Origin of the sequence: Campylobacter concisus (assembly GCF_003049065.1) — a bacterium.
Taxonomy (GTDB): Bacteria; Campylobacterota; Campylobacteria; order Campylobacterales; family Campylobacteraceae; genus Campylobacter_A; species Campylobacter_A concisus_BE.
In genome coordinates this window covers 1-15287 of the sequence record NZ_PISC01000011.1, presented here as the reverse complement: position 1 = coordinate 15287, position 15287 = coordinate 1, and the positions used below count along the sequence as shown (strand labels likewise).

Genomic DNA, 15287 nt, shown 5'->3' with positions numbered 1-15287 from the left:
AAATTTTTTTGCATATTTTAAAATTTCACTCGCAAGAATTGACTGCTAATTTTTTTCATTTATAAAATTCAAATTTTCTAAACTATTTTAATAAATTATATTTATGTAATTTATTTTAATAAAATCATAATAATTTAAACTTTAGTTTGGTACTATTTTGTCAAATTTACAAAAAGGTAAAATGATGAAAAAGGCTCTATTTCTAGGATTTAGCGCACTTTTATTATTAGTGGGCTGCAAGGAAAGCAACATAGGCATTGTTAAAAACTACATTTTAAAAGGTAACAAATCAATAACAATAGGTTCGGCGATAGATAGCTTTAAAGGCTGTACAAGCACCCAGTGGCAAGACATCAGTAGTGACGATAAAAAAGTGGTTAAAGTAAGCTGCGTGGTAGGGAAAAATGTGCTTGAAGATGAGTTTGAAAGAAAAAATAGCGGATACATAAAAGCTCTAAATAATGCAAAAGCTGCTCAGCAAAAAAGAGTTGATAACAGCCTGGAGCTAGCACTTGATAGCGCAAATAGCATATTAAAAAGTGGTAAAAACATAGATAAAGAGACGATCTTGTCCACCGCAAACAAGCACTGCAAATTTGATCCGACAAAAGAAAGTGCTGGCTACCTAGCCTCTGTTAGCTGTGACCTTGAGTTTAAAAATGAGCTCGCTCAAAATTTAGATATCAAACAAAAATGGGTCTTTGACAACGTCGTAGCCCAAAGCAAATATGCCGCCTACTACTCACAAAAAGAGCCAGAAGCGATCTATTTTGGTCAAAATGCTAAAAAGGTAAATGAGAGAGTTATTGAGCTCACTTTTACGATAAATAGCGATAAAAGTGTGAGCATCTCAAAGGTTACGAAGATAGATGATGGCGATACTAAAGATATAAACCGCGGTTTGGTTGCGATGTTTTATGCAAGATAAATTTTGCTGCCAAAATAAATATCTTTAAGTTTAAAAGTATTACATTTTAAAAGCATGCTCTAGTTCATTCAAATAAGAGCAAATTCGCTATTTTGCAACCAAAACTCACTACTTCTTTTTGACTACTTTTTTAGTTGTATGAAGCTCTTTTTGATGCAGCACATATTGCCAAAATAAGATGCCTCTTAACCTGCAAGTATAGAGTATCTAGGCAGTGTCCTAAAATCATTTGCATCAAAGCTTTTGCCTACTAAACGGTCTTTACAATTTTGATTGATAGCTTCATAAGTAAAAATTTAATAAAATCCAAAAATATCAATAAAAAGAGTTTTTATGGATGAGTTTTTAAAACAGGCTTGGCGTGCAAATAAAATTTATACAAATGCTGCTGCTAGCGTGCCATTTTATCCAGATCTGCTAGCCCTTCTTTTGGTTTGCGACGAGAGAAATTTAGATCAGTTTATGGCGCTTGATGAGTTTAGAGCGGTGCTAAAAAGGCTTAAAGTTGAGCTTGATATATTTAGCATACAAAGTGCACAGCTTGCGACTCTTAAAGCACTAAATGAGGCTAAAATTTCAAGCGATGAGATATTAAAATACCTAGAAAAATTACGTGATGAAAAGATCATAGATGATGAGAAATTTGCCTTTTTAGAAAAGATCATAAGCAAAAACAAAGGCGCTAATGAGGCTAAAATTTCTCATACCAAGCCAAAAGATCACTTCCATAAAAACTTAGACTTTTTAAATGATATAAACGAAAAAGCAAGCTTGCTTGATAGCGATAAAACATTTTTAGAGGCACTTGCGGCAGCCAAAAAAAGATCAAACGAAACGCTTTTTAACATAGCAGCAAGTGGCGTCATAAATTCTGGCAAATCAACCCTTTTAAACGCCCTTTTAAACAAATCTGTCCTTGGCGCTTCAAACGTGCCAGAAACGATAAATTTAACCATTTTAAAATACTCCAAAGATAGCTTTGCAAGGGTAAATTTTTACAGCATTGATGAGCTTTTAGCACTTGGCATACCAAGCGAAAATTTACCAAGCAAAAGCGTAGATGTCGGCATAGATGAGATAAAAAACTACACCTCTTCAAGCTCAAAAACAGCAAATCTCGTAAAAAGCGTCGAGCTTTATGACGATTTGGAGCTTTTAAAGGACAACGTCTGTATCATAGACACGCCAGGTATCGATGATGCGGTGGTTTTAAGGGAGCAGATCACTACAAATTTTATGAGGGAGTGCGACCTTTTAGCCCACCTCATGAACGCCTCACAAAGCGCCACACAAAAAGACGCGCTCTTTTTAAAAAAATGCCTTGAAAACTCGCACATCGTAAGGCTTGCTGTGGTGCTAACTCACGCTGACGAGCTAAGCGCTAAAGAGCTAAACGAGACGCTAAACTACACTAAAAAAGCGATTGCTGAGCAGATAGATGGCGTGGAGATTGATTACTTTGCGCTTAGTGCAAAAAGCTACTTAGAAGGTGCTTCAAATAGCGGCGTAGAGGAGTTTAAGGACTATCTTTACGAGGTGCTTTTTGGCAAAAATTCTAAAAAATCAGCCCTTATCTTAAGCTCGTATCAAAAGGAGCTAAAAAATATCCTAAATAGCAAGCTTGAGGCCACTAAGGCTGAAATTTTGTCGCTCAAAGCTTATGAAGTGGAGCTTAAAAAGTTTCAAAATGAGCAGGCAAGCGTCAAAAACGCACTTAGTGAAAATTTCTCTAAACTTGAGAGCCTAACCAAAAACGAGCTTGCAAAGCTTGAAAGTAGCAACACCAAAAACATCTATAAAATGGGGCTTGAGACGCTTTTGCAAAACCTAAACGATAAGGTAAAAAGCGAGATAGCCTACTGCAAAAGCAAAAAACAAAGCTTAAATTTTGAGCGCTTAGAACAAATCGCAAAAACGACACTTCGAGACGGTGTGATGGCACTTATGAGAGAGGCTAGAAACGAAACTTTGGTGCAAACAAGATCATGCGAGCAAAATATCGCTTTAAATTTTGATGATTATGTGATGAGTAAAGATGAGGTTTTTAACATCAATGACTTTTTAGAACAAATGGGCGTAAAGCTTGAATTTAAGGAGCTTTTAGCTACATTTAGAGCTAAAATTTCAAGTGACGCAAGTGAAGCACTTTTAAGCTTAAAAGAGGGTTTGCTAAAAGATAAAAATATCTCTCAATTTTGTGAAATTTTAACTGACCACGAAAAAAACCGCCTTTTAAACCTCATAAAAACCTATGAAAGCGCTCAAAAAGCCACGCTTGATAAGAGGCTAAAAGAGCTAGATCGTGAGCTAGAAAAGCTTAGCTCGCAAAATCAAAACTCACTTTTAAAACTAAAAGAGCAAAACGCCTTGCAAGATGAAATTTGCTCGCTTTTAGGGGAGCTAGAAAATGTTTAATGAGTTCATAAATGCCTATAAGGCGAGATATTTTAAGGTTTTTACAAGCGACTTTAAGGGTGAGCTAGCAAGGCTGGTAAATGAGCTAAATGATCCAAGCCTGCACGCAAGTGATGAGATAAAAGAGAGCCTAAATTTACTAATCGACACTCTAAATGAGCCGCCTCTTATCGCTGTTATAGGGCAGTTTTCAAGCGGCAAATCAACATTTTTAAACGCTTTGCTTGGACAAAACATCTTGCCATCAGGTCTAACGCCTGTCACGGCAAAGGCTGTACGGCTAAAATTTGCAAAGATGCCGCTTCTTAGCGTGAAATTTACAAATGGCAGCGAGAGCTTGCTAGCTAGCAGCGAACTTGCAGAGCTAAACGCCATGAGCGAGCAGATAAAAAGCATGACACTTTATGCGCCAAGTGAAATTTTAAAAGAGGTAAATTTCATCGACACGCCAGGGCTAAACTCACTACGAGATGCCGATACAAAAGAGACCAAAAACACGCTAAAAAAGGTCTGTGGCGCGATCTGGCTAAGCCTCGCAAATAACGCTGCAAAGGCTAGCGAGCTTGAAAGCGTAGAAGAAATTTTAAAGACAAACGATCTAAAGGCTCTTTGCTTCATCAACCAAAAGGACAAGCTAAGTCTTGACGAGCTTGAAAGCTTGCTAAAGCACGCTAGGCAAACTTATGGCGAGCTTTTTGAAGATATCATCGCCATCTCGTCAAAGCAAGCACTCCTTGGCATCACAAATGAAAACAAGAGCGAGCTAGAAAGCTCAAATTTCGCTAAAGCACTAAGTGCGGTAAAAGAGGCGTTTTTAAGCGCGAGCTTTAAAGAAAATTTCATAAAAGCAAGGGCGAAAAAGATAGTAAATTTTTTAATTAGCGAGCAAGAAAATCGCCTAAAAGTTTATGGCGCAGCTGATGAAATTTTGGATAAATTTAATGCCACACTTGAAGAAAAGCTAGAGGAGATAAAAGAGGAGTTTAAGCCTAAAATCGCCCTGCGATACAGCGATATGAGCGAGGCTATCAAACTTGCAAGCGATGAAGTTTTTAAGCTGCTTAAGCCATTTTCTAGGACAAAATTTAACCCAGCAAAGACGCTTTTAAACAAAGAAATTTATAAGCGTGAAAATTTTGAAATGATAAACCTTGACACGGACGAGGTCTTTTCAAAGCTCATATATGAAGACGTCGTTTTTTCTAAATTTTTTAAACGCTACAAAAGGGATCTAAAAGAGCTTGAAAATGAGATCATATCGGCTTTTGATGAGCTTTATAAAAGCTTAGAAGATGAGCTTTTCGTTTACAAATCTCGCTACGAGAGCTTTAATCCATTTGATGAGTTTGCCTCAAACTACGAGACGAAATCGATAAACACCTACGCTGGCAGGACTTATGAGAATTTCTTAAGAGAGTATGAAAATGCCAAATTTAAGGCGACGCAAAAGATTTCGCTCTTTTTTGAAAAGCTTGACGTAAAGGTTGCGTCAAACTACGAAAATGCGCTTAAGCTTGCGGTTTATTTTCTAAAGCAAAAGATCGAAAACTCGCTAAATTCGCACCTGCAAATGGGCACGCCACTTTATATCCCAAGCGCAAAAGAGGTTTATGAGCGCATGCTAAATGCCTTTAGTTTATACGAATTTGACGATCTTATGTGCTCAAATAACTCGTTTTTAAATAAAACTTTGCTTGATATAAAGACCGAATTTAATGAAATTTACGCCCAAAAAATAGCGATGCTTGAACGCCTAAAAGCAAAGCCAAATGAGCAAATTTTAAAGCTAGAAAAATTGCAAGAGAGTTCGGTGATATTAAATTAACCGCGCTAAGTGACTGTCTATTAAATTTTAAAATTTCATAAACGAGTAATTTCGGCTCTAAAATTTGAGCTAAGCGTTTAGCGAAGCCAAATTTTAATAGCCAACTCTTTAGAGTGAATGAGATTTTAAAAATTTGTAAATTAAAATTTTTAGAAATTTAAAGTTTTATTTCTTTGTTAAGGGGCAAGAGACTTGAACTACACTCTGCTTGCAGTTGCGAGCTTGTGAAGCAAAGCCGTCCTCTTATCCCACTTTTTAAATCACCCAATCCCCTCGCACGTTAGAAGGGCATGCGATAGCACTATCGTGCCGCATGTATTTTTTATGCCAGGCAAACTCAGACAAATTTTATAATTTATGGGCGAGCATATCACGGTTCTAAATTTAGTGCTAAACGTAGTGCAGCCTAAATTTAGTAGTTTGCTAAGGTGAACGATTGAGATTTTAAAATTTGTAAATTTGCTTTATTAAATCAAGTGAATTTCAAGTAAATTTTAAAATTTCATGAACGAGTAATTTCGGCTCTAAAATTTGAGCTAAGCGGTTAGTGAAGCTAAATTTTAGTAGTCAATTCTTGCGAGTGAATGGAATTTTAAAATTTGAAAATACTAAATTTCTATTTTTAAGAATATAAACTTTAAATTTAAAAGATTTTGTTCAAAAGGGAGACAAGGGGACTTGAATTACGGTCTGCTTGCAGTTGAGCTTGCGAAGCAAAGCCGTCCCCTTATCTCCCTTTAGATCCCACGTCTGCTTGCAGTTACGAGGCGAAGCCCGAGTAAAATCCCCTCGCACGTTAGAGGTGCATGCGTCAGTGCTAAAGCACTGCATGCGCAGATATATCAACCAAATTTACTTATTCTATCTTACCTCTTGCCAAAACTGGTACTTTTTCGCAGACCTCATCGCCACTTACGAGATAGGCGTAGTCGTATAAATTTACCACCGGACAGATGTGGTTTGGATAGATGCGCACAAGATCGCCCACGCGCACACTTTTTGCAAATTTCTCGTTTAAGATGATCGCATGCTCGTCAAATAGGCTATCTATCCACACTTCATGCTCTGCAATGAGTCCCATGCCAGGCGTCGTGCAAAAGCCCTCGCTGCGCCTCTCTTTGGTTAGCGCCTTTGCCCCAGCATCAAGGATCGTGCGGGTCGCAGTCGGCCTTGAGATCACGACGCTAAGCACGCTAGCAGCGTTCATATCAAAGCTACCATAAGCATTCGCCTGCGACGCATCCATAAATATATATGTGCCAGGGCGAAGCTCTGTAACGCCTTTTGGTATCTCAAAGTCGTTTATCAGTGATGGCGTCGAGCCTATGCTAACGGTGAAATTTTCATACCCAAACTCACGCGCGATATCAGCAAATTTTAGCGTTCTCTTGGTTGCTACTTTAAAAATTTGCTCGCACTCGCGCTTATCTTTTGCCTTATATGAGTGGCCATCATGCGAGAAAACACCGCAAAATTCTGCATTTTTACACTCTTTAAAAGCGCTCATCAAAGCTCTAAAATCGCCCTCTTCTATGACGCCTGAGCGGTTTTCGCCAACTTCTATCTCAACAAGTAGCCTAGCTATCTCACCAGCCTCGCCAAAGACCTCGTCAATAAACCTTAAAATGCCCACGCTATCGACGCCAAAGCTCACTTTTGCGCCATATTTTAAAAGCGCTATAATGCGAGCAAATTTCTGCCTTGTGACGATCTCATTTGCGATGAAAATGTCGCTTAGCCCCTCTTTTGCCATCACTTCAGCCTCGCCTACTTTTGCCACCGTGATGCCCTTTGCACCGCACTCTACTTGCAGTTTTGCAAAGTATGGCATCTTGTGCGTTTTGGCATGTGGTCTTAAGCTTACGTTAAATTTATCAGCGTATTTTTGCATTTTGTCTAAGTTTTTTAGCACTATCTCCCTGTCTATGAGCAGTGCTGGAGTGTCTATTTCGACTATTTTCATGAGCTATCCTTTCTTTTTTCTTAGATTTTAACTCTAATTATTAAAAAAGGATAGCTTTTAGCACTTTAAATTTTCAAAGTGTTACTTTTAGGCCTTTCTTGCACCGATCTTTGGTGCGTCAAACGCCCTGACACGTTTTGGAGTGCCCTTAAATTTCTCGACCTCGACAAGGCTCGTGTGAGCGGTGTTGCTCTGGCTCATCTTGCTTGATGGCACGTCTTTTGTGAGCACGTTTAAGTTTCCGTGCAAGCAAAGGCTCTTTTCGCCTGGCACATCTGGGTCGTACCAAGCGCCCTCGCTCACGATGACGACGTTTTGCGGCACGTCCTCGGTCACAAAGGCACCGCACAAAATTTCGCCCCTGTCGTTGTAAATTTTCACCACGTCGCCCATTTTTATCCCTCTAGCCTCGGCTGTTTTTGGGTTTATGAGCACTGGCTCGCGCTCTGCGATCTCGTTAAAATGGCGAAGCACAGAGTTATTTAGCTGCGAGTGAAGTCTAAATTTAGAGTGCGCGCCGCTGATGGCGATAGGGTATTTTTTATTTTTTGCGCCCAGCCACTCAAAGGGCTCAAGCCACGTCGCATGCGGTGGGCAGTCATCATAGCCAAAGCCAGCGACCGTTTCAGAGTAAATTTCTATCTTGCCAGATGGCGTTTTTAGCGGATTTGCCACTGGGTCGTCGCGAAATTTCTTATAGTTTGTAAAGTAGCGTTTTTTCTCATCGACTTTGTCAAATCTAAAATATCCCTTATCCCAAAACTCATCAAAGCTTGGCATGCTCTCATACCCAAGCCCAGCAGCCTTTTTAACGGCATCTTCGTAAATTTCTTTGACCCATTCTAGCTCGCTTTTGCCCTCGCTAAATGCCTCTTCTCTGCCCCACTCTTTTGCAATGAGCCTTGCGATCTCGAAGTCGCTCTTGCTCTCGCCAAATGGCTTAACAAGCGGCTTAATGGCGAATAGATACTCACTAGTTGAGTTTGCCATCTCGATGTCCGTTCGCTCGCACTCAAGCGCAGCTGGCAGGACGATGTCGCTAAATTTAGCCGTGCTCGTCCAAAATGGCTCGCAAGTGATGATCGCACTAACTTTTTGCATAGCTTTTATCGCCCTGTTGGTCTCTGGATGTCTTGTAAATGTCGAGCCGTTGGCGTTAAACATCACTCTGATCTTTGGTAGCTTGTAGCTCTTGCCATTTCTAGTTATCTCCTTGCCAGGGCTTAAAAGCGCGTCTATGAGCCTTGAGTTTGGCAGCTCATATCCCTTAGTCTTTGGCACAAGGCCGCTATCAATGAATTTTTGTGGTACCTTCGTCTCAAAAGCCGCTAGTTTAGGCGCTATATAGCTTTCATCAGCGTTTTTATGCATGCCGTCATTTGTGACAAAGCCACAACCCTCTTTACCGATGTGTCCAAGCATCGCATTTAGCGTCACAAGCGCCCAATACGCCATCTCGCCGTGATCTTGCCTTTGGATGGCGTAGCCACTAACTATGACTGAGTCGTTTTTGGCTAGATCCTCGCTAAATTTCGCCAGCTCTTGCTCGCTGACGCCACAAATTTTGCTTGCCCAAGCTAGGTTTTTATTAACCCCGTCTTTTGTGCCAAGCATATACTCTTTAAATTTATCAAAGCCAACGGTGTATTTTTCTATAAATTCTTTGCTATAAAGCCCCTTTTCAAAAAGGTAGTTGCACATACCTATCATCATCGCCGTATCGGTGCAAGGCACGACTTCAAGGTACTTTGCGCCAAAATATCTTGCGCTTTCGTTGTGATAAACATCGACGCTATAAATTTTCATCTCGCCGCTTTCGCCTTTTTTTCTGATCTCATCGTAGTATTTATATGAGTTGTGAAGCGGCACGCCAATGGCGATCTTGTTTGAAACGACTGGGTTTGTGCCCCAAAATACGATTGTTTTGGCATTTTTTAAGATAGCCTCCCACTTTGTTGGTGCGAGCGTTGGGTCGATCGAGCCTGTGATGTGCGGCATGATGACGGTTGCTGCGCCGTATGAGTAGCCACCAAGCTCATTTACATATCCGCCAAGCACGTTAAGTAGCCTCTTTGCTGTCTTTTGGCTGTGACCAACTTTACCAAGGCTACCCCACTGATAAACCTGTCCGTAGATAGCTTCAGCGCCGTATTTATCAAAATTTTCTTTTAAAATTTTCGCACTTAGTTTTATCGCCTCGTCCCAGCTAACGCGCACAAACTCCTCTTTGCCACGAAGCTCTGGCTTTGGGTTGTTTGGGTCAGCCAAAAAGCTCTTTCTAACAAATGGATATTTTACACGGCTTTCATTTTGGATATGATCAAGAAGTGCGTTATTTAGCTCATTTGGGCACGCATCACCCTCAAATGGCTCAGTCTCTACAACGCGCCCTGCGATAGTTCTTACGTAAAATGGGCCAAATTTGTTTGCACTTAGCCCGCTTTGCTTGTCAAAGAGCGCTTGAGCTGCTCCGTCAAGCTCCTTTGCTTGAAGGCTTGCTGCGCTTAAGGCACCAAGCTTTAAAAAGTCTCGTCTTTTCATTTTTTCTCCGATATTTGGTTAAATTTGTTTGGTTTTATGAGTTATAAATTTAGTATTTTGTATCATCTTGTCATGAAAAGGCCTTGTAATGTAATACGCAAACTTGCGTCTAAATTGCGTTATTTTAGCCAAAAAATATTAAAGGATAGACAAATGGTAGGATTTTATGTAAATGTAAAGTTAAAAGCTGGATGTGAGGCGAAATTTGAAGAAATTTTAAAAGAGATCGTACCAGCTTCAAGAAAAGACAAAGGCTGCATAAGCTACGAGTGTGGCGTGGTTGCGGGCTCTAAAAGCGAATACTGCTTTATGGAGAGCTGGGAAAATTTAGAGAGCCAAAAAGAGCATATGAAGAGCGCTCACATGGTGAAAAATGCGGCTGCGCTGGAGGCTTGCAAAGAGAGCCAAGAGGTGAAAATAATAAATTTTGTGGACGCAAAGGAATAATATTTGCTTAAAAAGGGGCAAAATTTAAAAAAATGAGCGAAGAAAAGATGCTTGAGATGATAAACGCGACTGCCGATATTATGTTTATGGCTATACTTAGAGGACGTGTGAGCCTTGAAGCTTGCAAAAAGGATAAGGAGTTCATCGACGCTTTAAGAGAAGAGCTACTTAGCAAAAACCCAAACAAGCTCAAAGTCGCGCAAGACTCGCACCAGATGATCGCCATTTTTGAAAAATACCGCAATAAAAAATAATCCCACTTAAAATTTAAATCCATTTGCCGATATAGTGTTAAAGGATTTGACATGATAAACGCACTAAATGGATTTAATCAAAGCTTTAACTATCAAGACGCTTTTAGTAAGCAGCCAACGACTATCGCAAATTTAGGCAAAGTAAAAATTTCTCCCAATGCCCTAGACATCAAGCATCTATCGCTCTCTGGCTACTCGTCAAATTATAAAATTTCTATCTGGGGCAAGATAAACGGGCTTGATAGCTCTATGGGTAAAGATGAAGTTGCTAGCCTTAAAAATTTCGTTGATAGCACGAAGCTTTGGAGGTTAAATTCCATCCTTACTAGCGAGAAAAACGGATTTAGTGTAGATGAGTTTAACAAAACCTATCACATATCCGCTAATGCCACCAAAGCTCTTGGCGCTCTAATCAATCACGACATTGGCGTACTTCATCTAAGTCGTGAGGCTAGAAATTTGCTAGACTCTGATCTAAGTATCGACGATTTTAAAGACAAATGGCTGGAATTTACCGCCGAAAGGATACTTGGCGAGCATGCAAATGTGAAAATTTCTTTCAAAGACGGGGCTTTGCAATACGAGCAAACATCGGCTAAGAAGCGCATAGAAATCCTAGGTCAAGCGATGCCACAGCGTGTAAGCTACGCTGATAAAAACAGCAAAGATGAGTTTTTGAAATTTCTAAAAACAAGCTATGAAAAGGGTGAAAATATCGCTGATGTGCTGCAAAATATCGCCCTTACGCCAGTTAGAGAAGATGGCGATGAAGATATAGAAGAGGAGAAATTTAAGCCTATGCAAGTTACCAAAAAGAGCGTGACTTACACGGACAAGGATATAAAACGCGAATTTTTTGAGGAATTTATCAGGCGCGAGGTCGAAAATGGAGCGAGCTTTGATGATCTGGTGCAAAAGCTAAACAAGCTAAAGCCAAAGGATATACTGGCTTAGCTTTATGGTTTAGAGTTAAATTCAGAGGCTAGCTTAGCTCTCTAAATTTCTACTCAGGTTTAAATTTCTGGAGGCTAGCTTAGCTCCAAAATTTCTACTCAGGTTTAAATTTAAAAAGCCAGCCTAGCCCCAAAAAATTTCTACTTTGGATTATTTATACTTATCACCATATTTTTCTCATCAAGATATAGCCTAGCGGCCTCTTTGATGTCGTCATTTGTGAGCGCTTTGACCGCATCTATATACTCATCAGCCGTGTAAAGTGGCGTGTTAAAAATTTTATTTGAGATGATGAGATTTTGCCAAAACTCAGGCTTTTCGTAATCTTTTTTTATAGAAATTTCACTCTGCGCCTTAAAATCCTCCAAATGTTTTGGCAAGAGCGCGCCATCACGCTTGATGCTAGCTATTATCTCTTTTATCTCGGCGATGATCTTGTCCGTGTTTGCAGGGTCACAAGTAAAGCCGATCACCGCCTTTGAGTGCTCATACGGATAGCGAGCGAGCTTAGCGTTTAAGCTAAAGCCGTATGTTTGGCCTTTATCTTCTCTGATCTTTTCTCGAAGCGCCGTTTTTAAGACTGAGCTTAGTGCCCTTAGCTTGACCACCTCTTTGAAGCTATATTTTGTATCTAAATTTACGATATCCACGCTCACATCGCTTCTTTTTGTGCTTTGATACTCCCTTTTAAATGTGTGCTCTCCCTTGATACTTCGCACGCCGTCATCCTTAAAATTTTCAGCCTCGCCAAGCTTTGGCAAGGTAGCGATATATTTTTTAACAAGTGGCAAAAGCCTCTGCTCGTCGGTGTCGCCGATGATTACGAAGGTGTATGAGGCTGCGTTTGTAAATTTATCTTTGATGATCTCTTTTAGCTCATTTAGCTTTAGCGCGTCGATCTGAGCCATCTCAATGGGCGCTACACGCTTGTTGTTTTCGTAAAAAAACTTGCTAAATTCGGTGCTAAATTTATATTCAGGTAAATTTTGCTCTTTAGCTAGCTCATCTTTTGCTCTTTGTTTTATCCTCTCAAGCACGTTTGCATCGGCTCTTGGCGAGCTAAACTCTAAATTTATAACAGCTAGCAGCGAGCCAAGATCGCCACTGCTTGAAGAGCCGTAAATGCCCTGTGTAAGCGCCTCTATGCTCTTTTCGTAGCTTACTATCTTGTCGTTTAGCACCTTTGAAAGCTCGTAGTTGTTAAATTTGCCAACGCCACTTTCATTTGTGAGCGCAACCGCAAAGCCGCCAAGCTTAGGATCAGCAAGATCTGAAGTGCCACCCTTGCTAATGGCCGCAAACAAGATGCTATCTTTTTTGGTGGTTAGCGGCTTAAAGATGACTTGCGAGCCATTTGGCAGCTTATAAGTATAGATGCCATGCTTTTGGTCAAATTCGCTAGAGACTATATCTTTTGGCTCTAAATTTTCATTGCCAAGGCTCTTATTTAGGCTCTGGCTAGCTAAATTTGTATCATAAGGTTTTGCTTCATCTTTTAGCTTCAAAAAGGCACCTTTGCTAAGCTTAAAACCATCTTTACTAAAGACCCTCACGCGCTCATCAGGTATGGCTAAAATTTGCTTAAATCTAGCATTAACATCCTCTAGCGTGATCTCGTTTAAGAGCTTTAGACTAAGGTTTTTGCTATCTTCATCGCTTAGCACAAAGCCGCCATTTTCGATCATATTTAAAATTTCACCTGCATAAACGCTTGATTTTTTAGTTTTTGAGCGTTTAAATTTAGCCTCTACGTTTGCCACAAACGCCTTTTTCACATCGGCAAAATCGCCTTTATTAAAGCCAAATTTCTCAATGCCCTTTAAAACGCTTAACATATCTTTAAGGCTAGCGTTAAAATCATCTCCGATCACATTTGCCTCAAAACTATAAATTTTTTGCTTTGCTTGAAGCGTTTGCGCCATAAAATCAACACTTAAATTTGATGAATTATTTGCATTTTTTTGCTCATAAAGCATATTTATAAGGCTAGCTATTAGCGCATCTTTTAAATTTCGCTTCACGTCAGCCTCGTCTGAGACTGGCTTAAATTTATCAAAAAAGCTAAGCCTTACAAACTGAGCTGCCGTCTCGTTTGCGTCGTAGTTAAAGACATTTAGCCCATCTTTAAAAGCGATGCTTTTATCTGGATGAACGTATGAGTTGCTATTTTTTGCTGCGCTAAAGCTTTTTTCTATCAGAGCTTTTATCTCGTTTTTATCAAAGTCGCCAACTGCCACAAAGCTCATAAATCTTGGCTGATAGAGCCTCTCGTAAAACTCTTGCATGTGCTTAGCATCTACGCTTTTTATCACGTTCATATCGCCTATAGGCACTCTTTTTTGATAGATGCTACCTGTAAAGATATCCTTGCTCTGGGCAAGATAGAGCCTATATGCTGGCGTATTTCGCTGGCGCTCCTCCTCCATTATGACGCCTCGCTCCTTATCAAGCTCGCCTGCGTCGATCTTTACGCCATCGATCCAGTTTGAAAAGACCTTGAAAACGTCCTTTAAATTTTTCTCATTTACATTTATGCTTAGCGTGTAGCTCGTCTGATCATAGCTTGTTTGCGCGTTTAGATCAGCGCCAAATTTAACCCCAAGGCTCTCAAGCTGTTTAATGAGCTCATTTTTGCTAAAGTCACGGCTGCCATTAAACGCCATGTGCTCCAAAAAGTGCGCAAGCCCCTGCTCGCCGTCTCTCTCATCAGTCGAGCCTGAGTTTACGACTAGGTAAAAGATGGCTGTATTTTGCGGGAGTTTATTCTCTTTTATATAGTATTTAAGCCCGTTTTTTAGCTCGCCGCTTAGCATATCTTTGTCATTTTGCAAGGCAAAGAGACTAAGCGCTAGGCACAAAAGTAGCAGAATTTTTCTCATAATCCGTCCTTTAAATTTCTATGTAAAAGCGGATTTTAGTATAAATTTTAAAATGCAAAATAAAGCTAGCCTGCTAAATTTGCAGGCTAGTTGGGAGGTGTTATTTTAGTTCGTATTTTTTAAGCAGTGCGTCGTAGCTGCCGTCTTTTTTCATCTCATCTAAAATTTGATTTATCTTAGCGATAAGCTCGCTCTCTTTGTTTTTGTCAAAAGCTATTGAAAAGCCCTCGCTACCATCAACCTCTTTGAAAAATGCCTCTATTTCAGGGTTTTTCTTGATAAAGCCATAGCCGATCGAGCTATCAAGGATGACTGCGTCAAATTTGCCAACTTTTAGCCCCATTATAAGTGGCACAGTATCTTCTGAAGGCACTACTTTTGCGCCATTTATCGCATTTGCAGCTAGCTCTTGGATGGTGCCTTGTTGCACGCCTACTTTTTTGCCAGCTAGCTCCTCTTTAGCTTTTAAAGCGTCGTTGCCTTTTTTCTTTAGGTAGATGTTTTCAGTTAGATAGTATGGCTTTGTAAAGTCAATCGACTTTAGTCTATCAGGAGTCGCACTCATCGCACTTATGATGCCATTTATCTTGCCAGCTTTAAGCGCTGGGATGAGGCCATCAAAGCTCATATTTATGATCTTGTATGAAAAGCCAGCACGCTTTGAAATTTCATCTATCAGATCGATGTCAAAGCCTGTTATTTTGTTGTTTTCATCGATGTATTCAAATGGCGGGTAGTTTGCCGCTGTACCAAATTTTAGCTCGTTTGCACAAAGAGCAACAAAAGCTGTCAGTAAAAGAGCAAAGATCTTTTTCATGTCTATCCTTTAAGGTGATTTAAAGCCCTAATTATCGGCATTTATCTATTAAAATTTGTTTAAATTTAGCGCAATGACAGAAATTTACACAAGCTTGTAAAGCGTATAGGCAAGTGCGCTAAAAGAAGTCAGGCAAATTTTAAAAATTTATGAGCGTGTATATCTAAAATTTATTAGAGCTTTTGAAACGCATGCGGCACGATAGTGCTATCGCATGCACCTTGAACGTGCGAGGGGATTGGGGGGATTAAAAAAAAAGGGGGG

Annotated in this window: 10 protein-coding genes; 6 read left to right on the top strand and 4 right to left on the bottom strand. The window is 40.0% G+C overall.

The genetic code is table 11. The annotated features are described in order from the left end of the window. Positions 1 to 184 precede the first annotated feature (184 nt). From CVS81_RS08660 to CVS81_RS08650, 3 genes are all read left to right on the top strand, one after another. Entirely contained in the window at positions 185 to 928 is a 744-nt protein-coding gene (locus CVS81_RS08660; RefSeq protein WP_107965716.1) for a hypothetical protein, read from the top strand. Between the two features lie 333 nt (positions 929 to 1261). Continuing rightward, positions 1262 to 3343 carry a dynamin family protein gene (locus CVS81_RS08655; RefSeq protein ID WP_107965715.1) on the top strand — a complete coding sequence of 694 codons (2082 nt, stop codon included), beginning with the start codon at positions 1262 to 1264 and terminating at the stop codon, positions 3341 to 3343. Further along, on the top strand, positions 3336 to 5168 hold the full coding sequence (locus CVS81_RS08650) for a dynamin family protein (RefSeq protein WP_107965714.1): 1833 nt from the start codon (positions 3336 to 3338) through the stop codon (positions 5166 to 5168). Before CVS81_RS08655 ends, CVS81_RS08650 begins: the two co-directional genes overlap by 8 nt. Before the next feature lie 856 nt (positions 5169 to 6024). Here CVS81_RS08650 and CVS81_RS08645 read toward each other — a convergent pair. Both CVS81_RS08645 and CVS81_RS08640 read right to left on the bottom strand, forming a co-directional pair. Further along, the gene (locus CVS81_RS08645; RefSeq protein ID WP_107965713.1) at positions 6025 to 7131 is read right to left on the bottom strand and encodes a D-TA family PLP-dependent enzyme; all 1107 of its coding nucleotides are present in this window, start codon (positions 7129 to 7131) and stop codon (positions 6025 to 6027) included. An 87-nt stretch (positions 7132 to 7218) separates the two neighbouring features. Further along, positions 7219 to 9672 carry a molybdopterin-dependent oxidoreductase gene (locus tag CVS81_RS08640; protein ID WP_107965712.1) on the bottom strand — a complete coding sequence of 818 codons (2454 nt, stop codon included), beginning with the start codon at positions 9670 to 9672 and terminating at the stop codon, positions 7219 to 7221. A gap of 153 nt (positions 9673 to 9825) precedes the next feature. Here CVS81_RS08640 and CVS81_RS08635 point away from each other — a divergent pair, with 153 nt between their 5' ends. The 3 genes from CVS81_RS08635 to CVS81_RS08625 are packed head-to-tail and all read left to right on the top strand — an operon-like array spanning position 9826 to position 11327. Next, positions 9826 to 10119, top strand: a complete 294-nt coding sequence (locus CVS81_RS08635) for a putative quinol monooxygenase (protein WP_107965711.1) — start codon at positions 9826 to 9828, stop codon at positions 10117 to 10119. Between the two features lie 32 nt (positions 10120 to 10151). Beyond that, a complete protein-coding gene (locus CVS81_RS08630) occupies positions 10152 to 10373 on the top strand; it encodes a hypothetical protein (protein WP_002941152.1) in 222 nt (73 codons plus the stop codon). Between the two features lie 51 nt (positions 10374 to 10424). Beyond that, positions 10425 to 11327: a hypothetical protein gene (locus CVS81_RS08625; RefSeq protein WP_107965710.1), complete on the top strand. Its 903-nt coding sequence runs from the start codon at positions 10425 to 10427 to the stop codon at positions 11325 to 11327. Positions 11328 to 11467: 140 nt separating this feature from the next. Here the strand turns inward: CVS81_RS08625 and CVS81_RS08620 are convergent, their stop codons facing one another. Together CVS81_RS08620 and CVS81_RS08615 are read right to left on the bottom strand one after the other, a co-directional pair. After that, on the bottom strand, positions 11468 to 14206 hold the full coding sequence (locus CVS81_RS08620; RefSeq protein ID WP_107965709.1) for a M16 family metallopeptidase: 2739 nt from the start codon (positions 14204 to 14206) through the stop codon (positions 11468 to 11470). Positions 14207 to 14306: 100 nt separating this feature from the next. Continuing rightward, positions 14307 to 15023, bottom strand: a complete 717-nt coding sequence (locus tag CVS81_RS08615; protein ID WP_087583725.1) for a basic amino acid ABC transporter substrate-binding protein — start codon at positions 15021 to 15023, stop codon at positions 14307 to 14309. Between the last annotated feature and the right edge of the window lie 264 nt (positions 15024 to 15287).

Bases quoted from the DNA above. Each gene is read 5' to 3' on its own strand.
- CVS81_RS08660 (WP_107965716.1), top strand. From the start codon at position 185: ATGAAAAAGGCTCTATTTCTAGGATTTAGCGCACTTTTATTATTAGTG.
- CVS81_RS08615 (WP_087583725.1), bottom strand. From the start codon at position 15,023: ATGAAAAAGATCTTTGCTCTTTTACTGACAGCTTTTGTTGCTCTTTGT.
- CVS81_RS08645 (WP_107965713.1), bottom strand. From the start codon at position 7,131: ATGAAAATAGTCGAAATAGACACTCCAGCACTGCTCATAGACAGGGAG.
- CVS81_RS08635 (WP_107965711.1), top strand. From the start codon at position 9,826: ATGGTAGGATTTTATGTAAATGTAAAGTTAAAAGCTGGATGTGAGGCG.
- CVS81_RS08640 (WP_107965712.1), bottom strand. From the start codon at position 9,672: ATGAAAAGACGAGACTTTTTAAAGCTTGGTGCCTTAAGCGCAGCAAGC.
- CVS81_RS08630 (WP_002941152.1), top strand. From the start codon at position 10,152: ATGAGCGAAGAAAAGATGCTTGAGATGATAAACGCGACTGCCGATATT.
- CVS81_RS08625 (WP_107965710.1), top strand. From the start codon at position 10,425: ATGATAAACGCACTAAATGGATTTAATCAAAGCTTTAACTATCAAGAC.
- CVS81_RS08655 (WP_107965715.1), top strand. From the start codon at position 1,262: ATGGATGAGTTTTTAAAACAGGCTTGGCGTGCAAATAAAATTTATACA.
- CVS81_RS08620 (WP_107965709.1), bottom strand. From the start codon at position 14,206: ATGAGAAAAATTCTGCTACTTTTGTGCCTAGCGCTTAGTCTCTTTGCC.
- CVS81_RS08650 (WP_107965714.1), top strand. From the start codon at position 3,336: ATGTTTAATGAGTTCATAAATGCCTATAAGGCGAGATATTTTAAGGTT.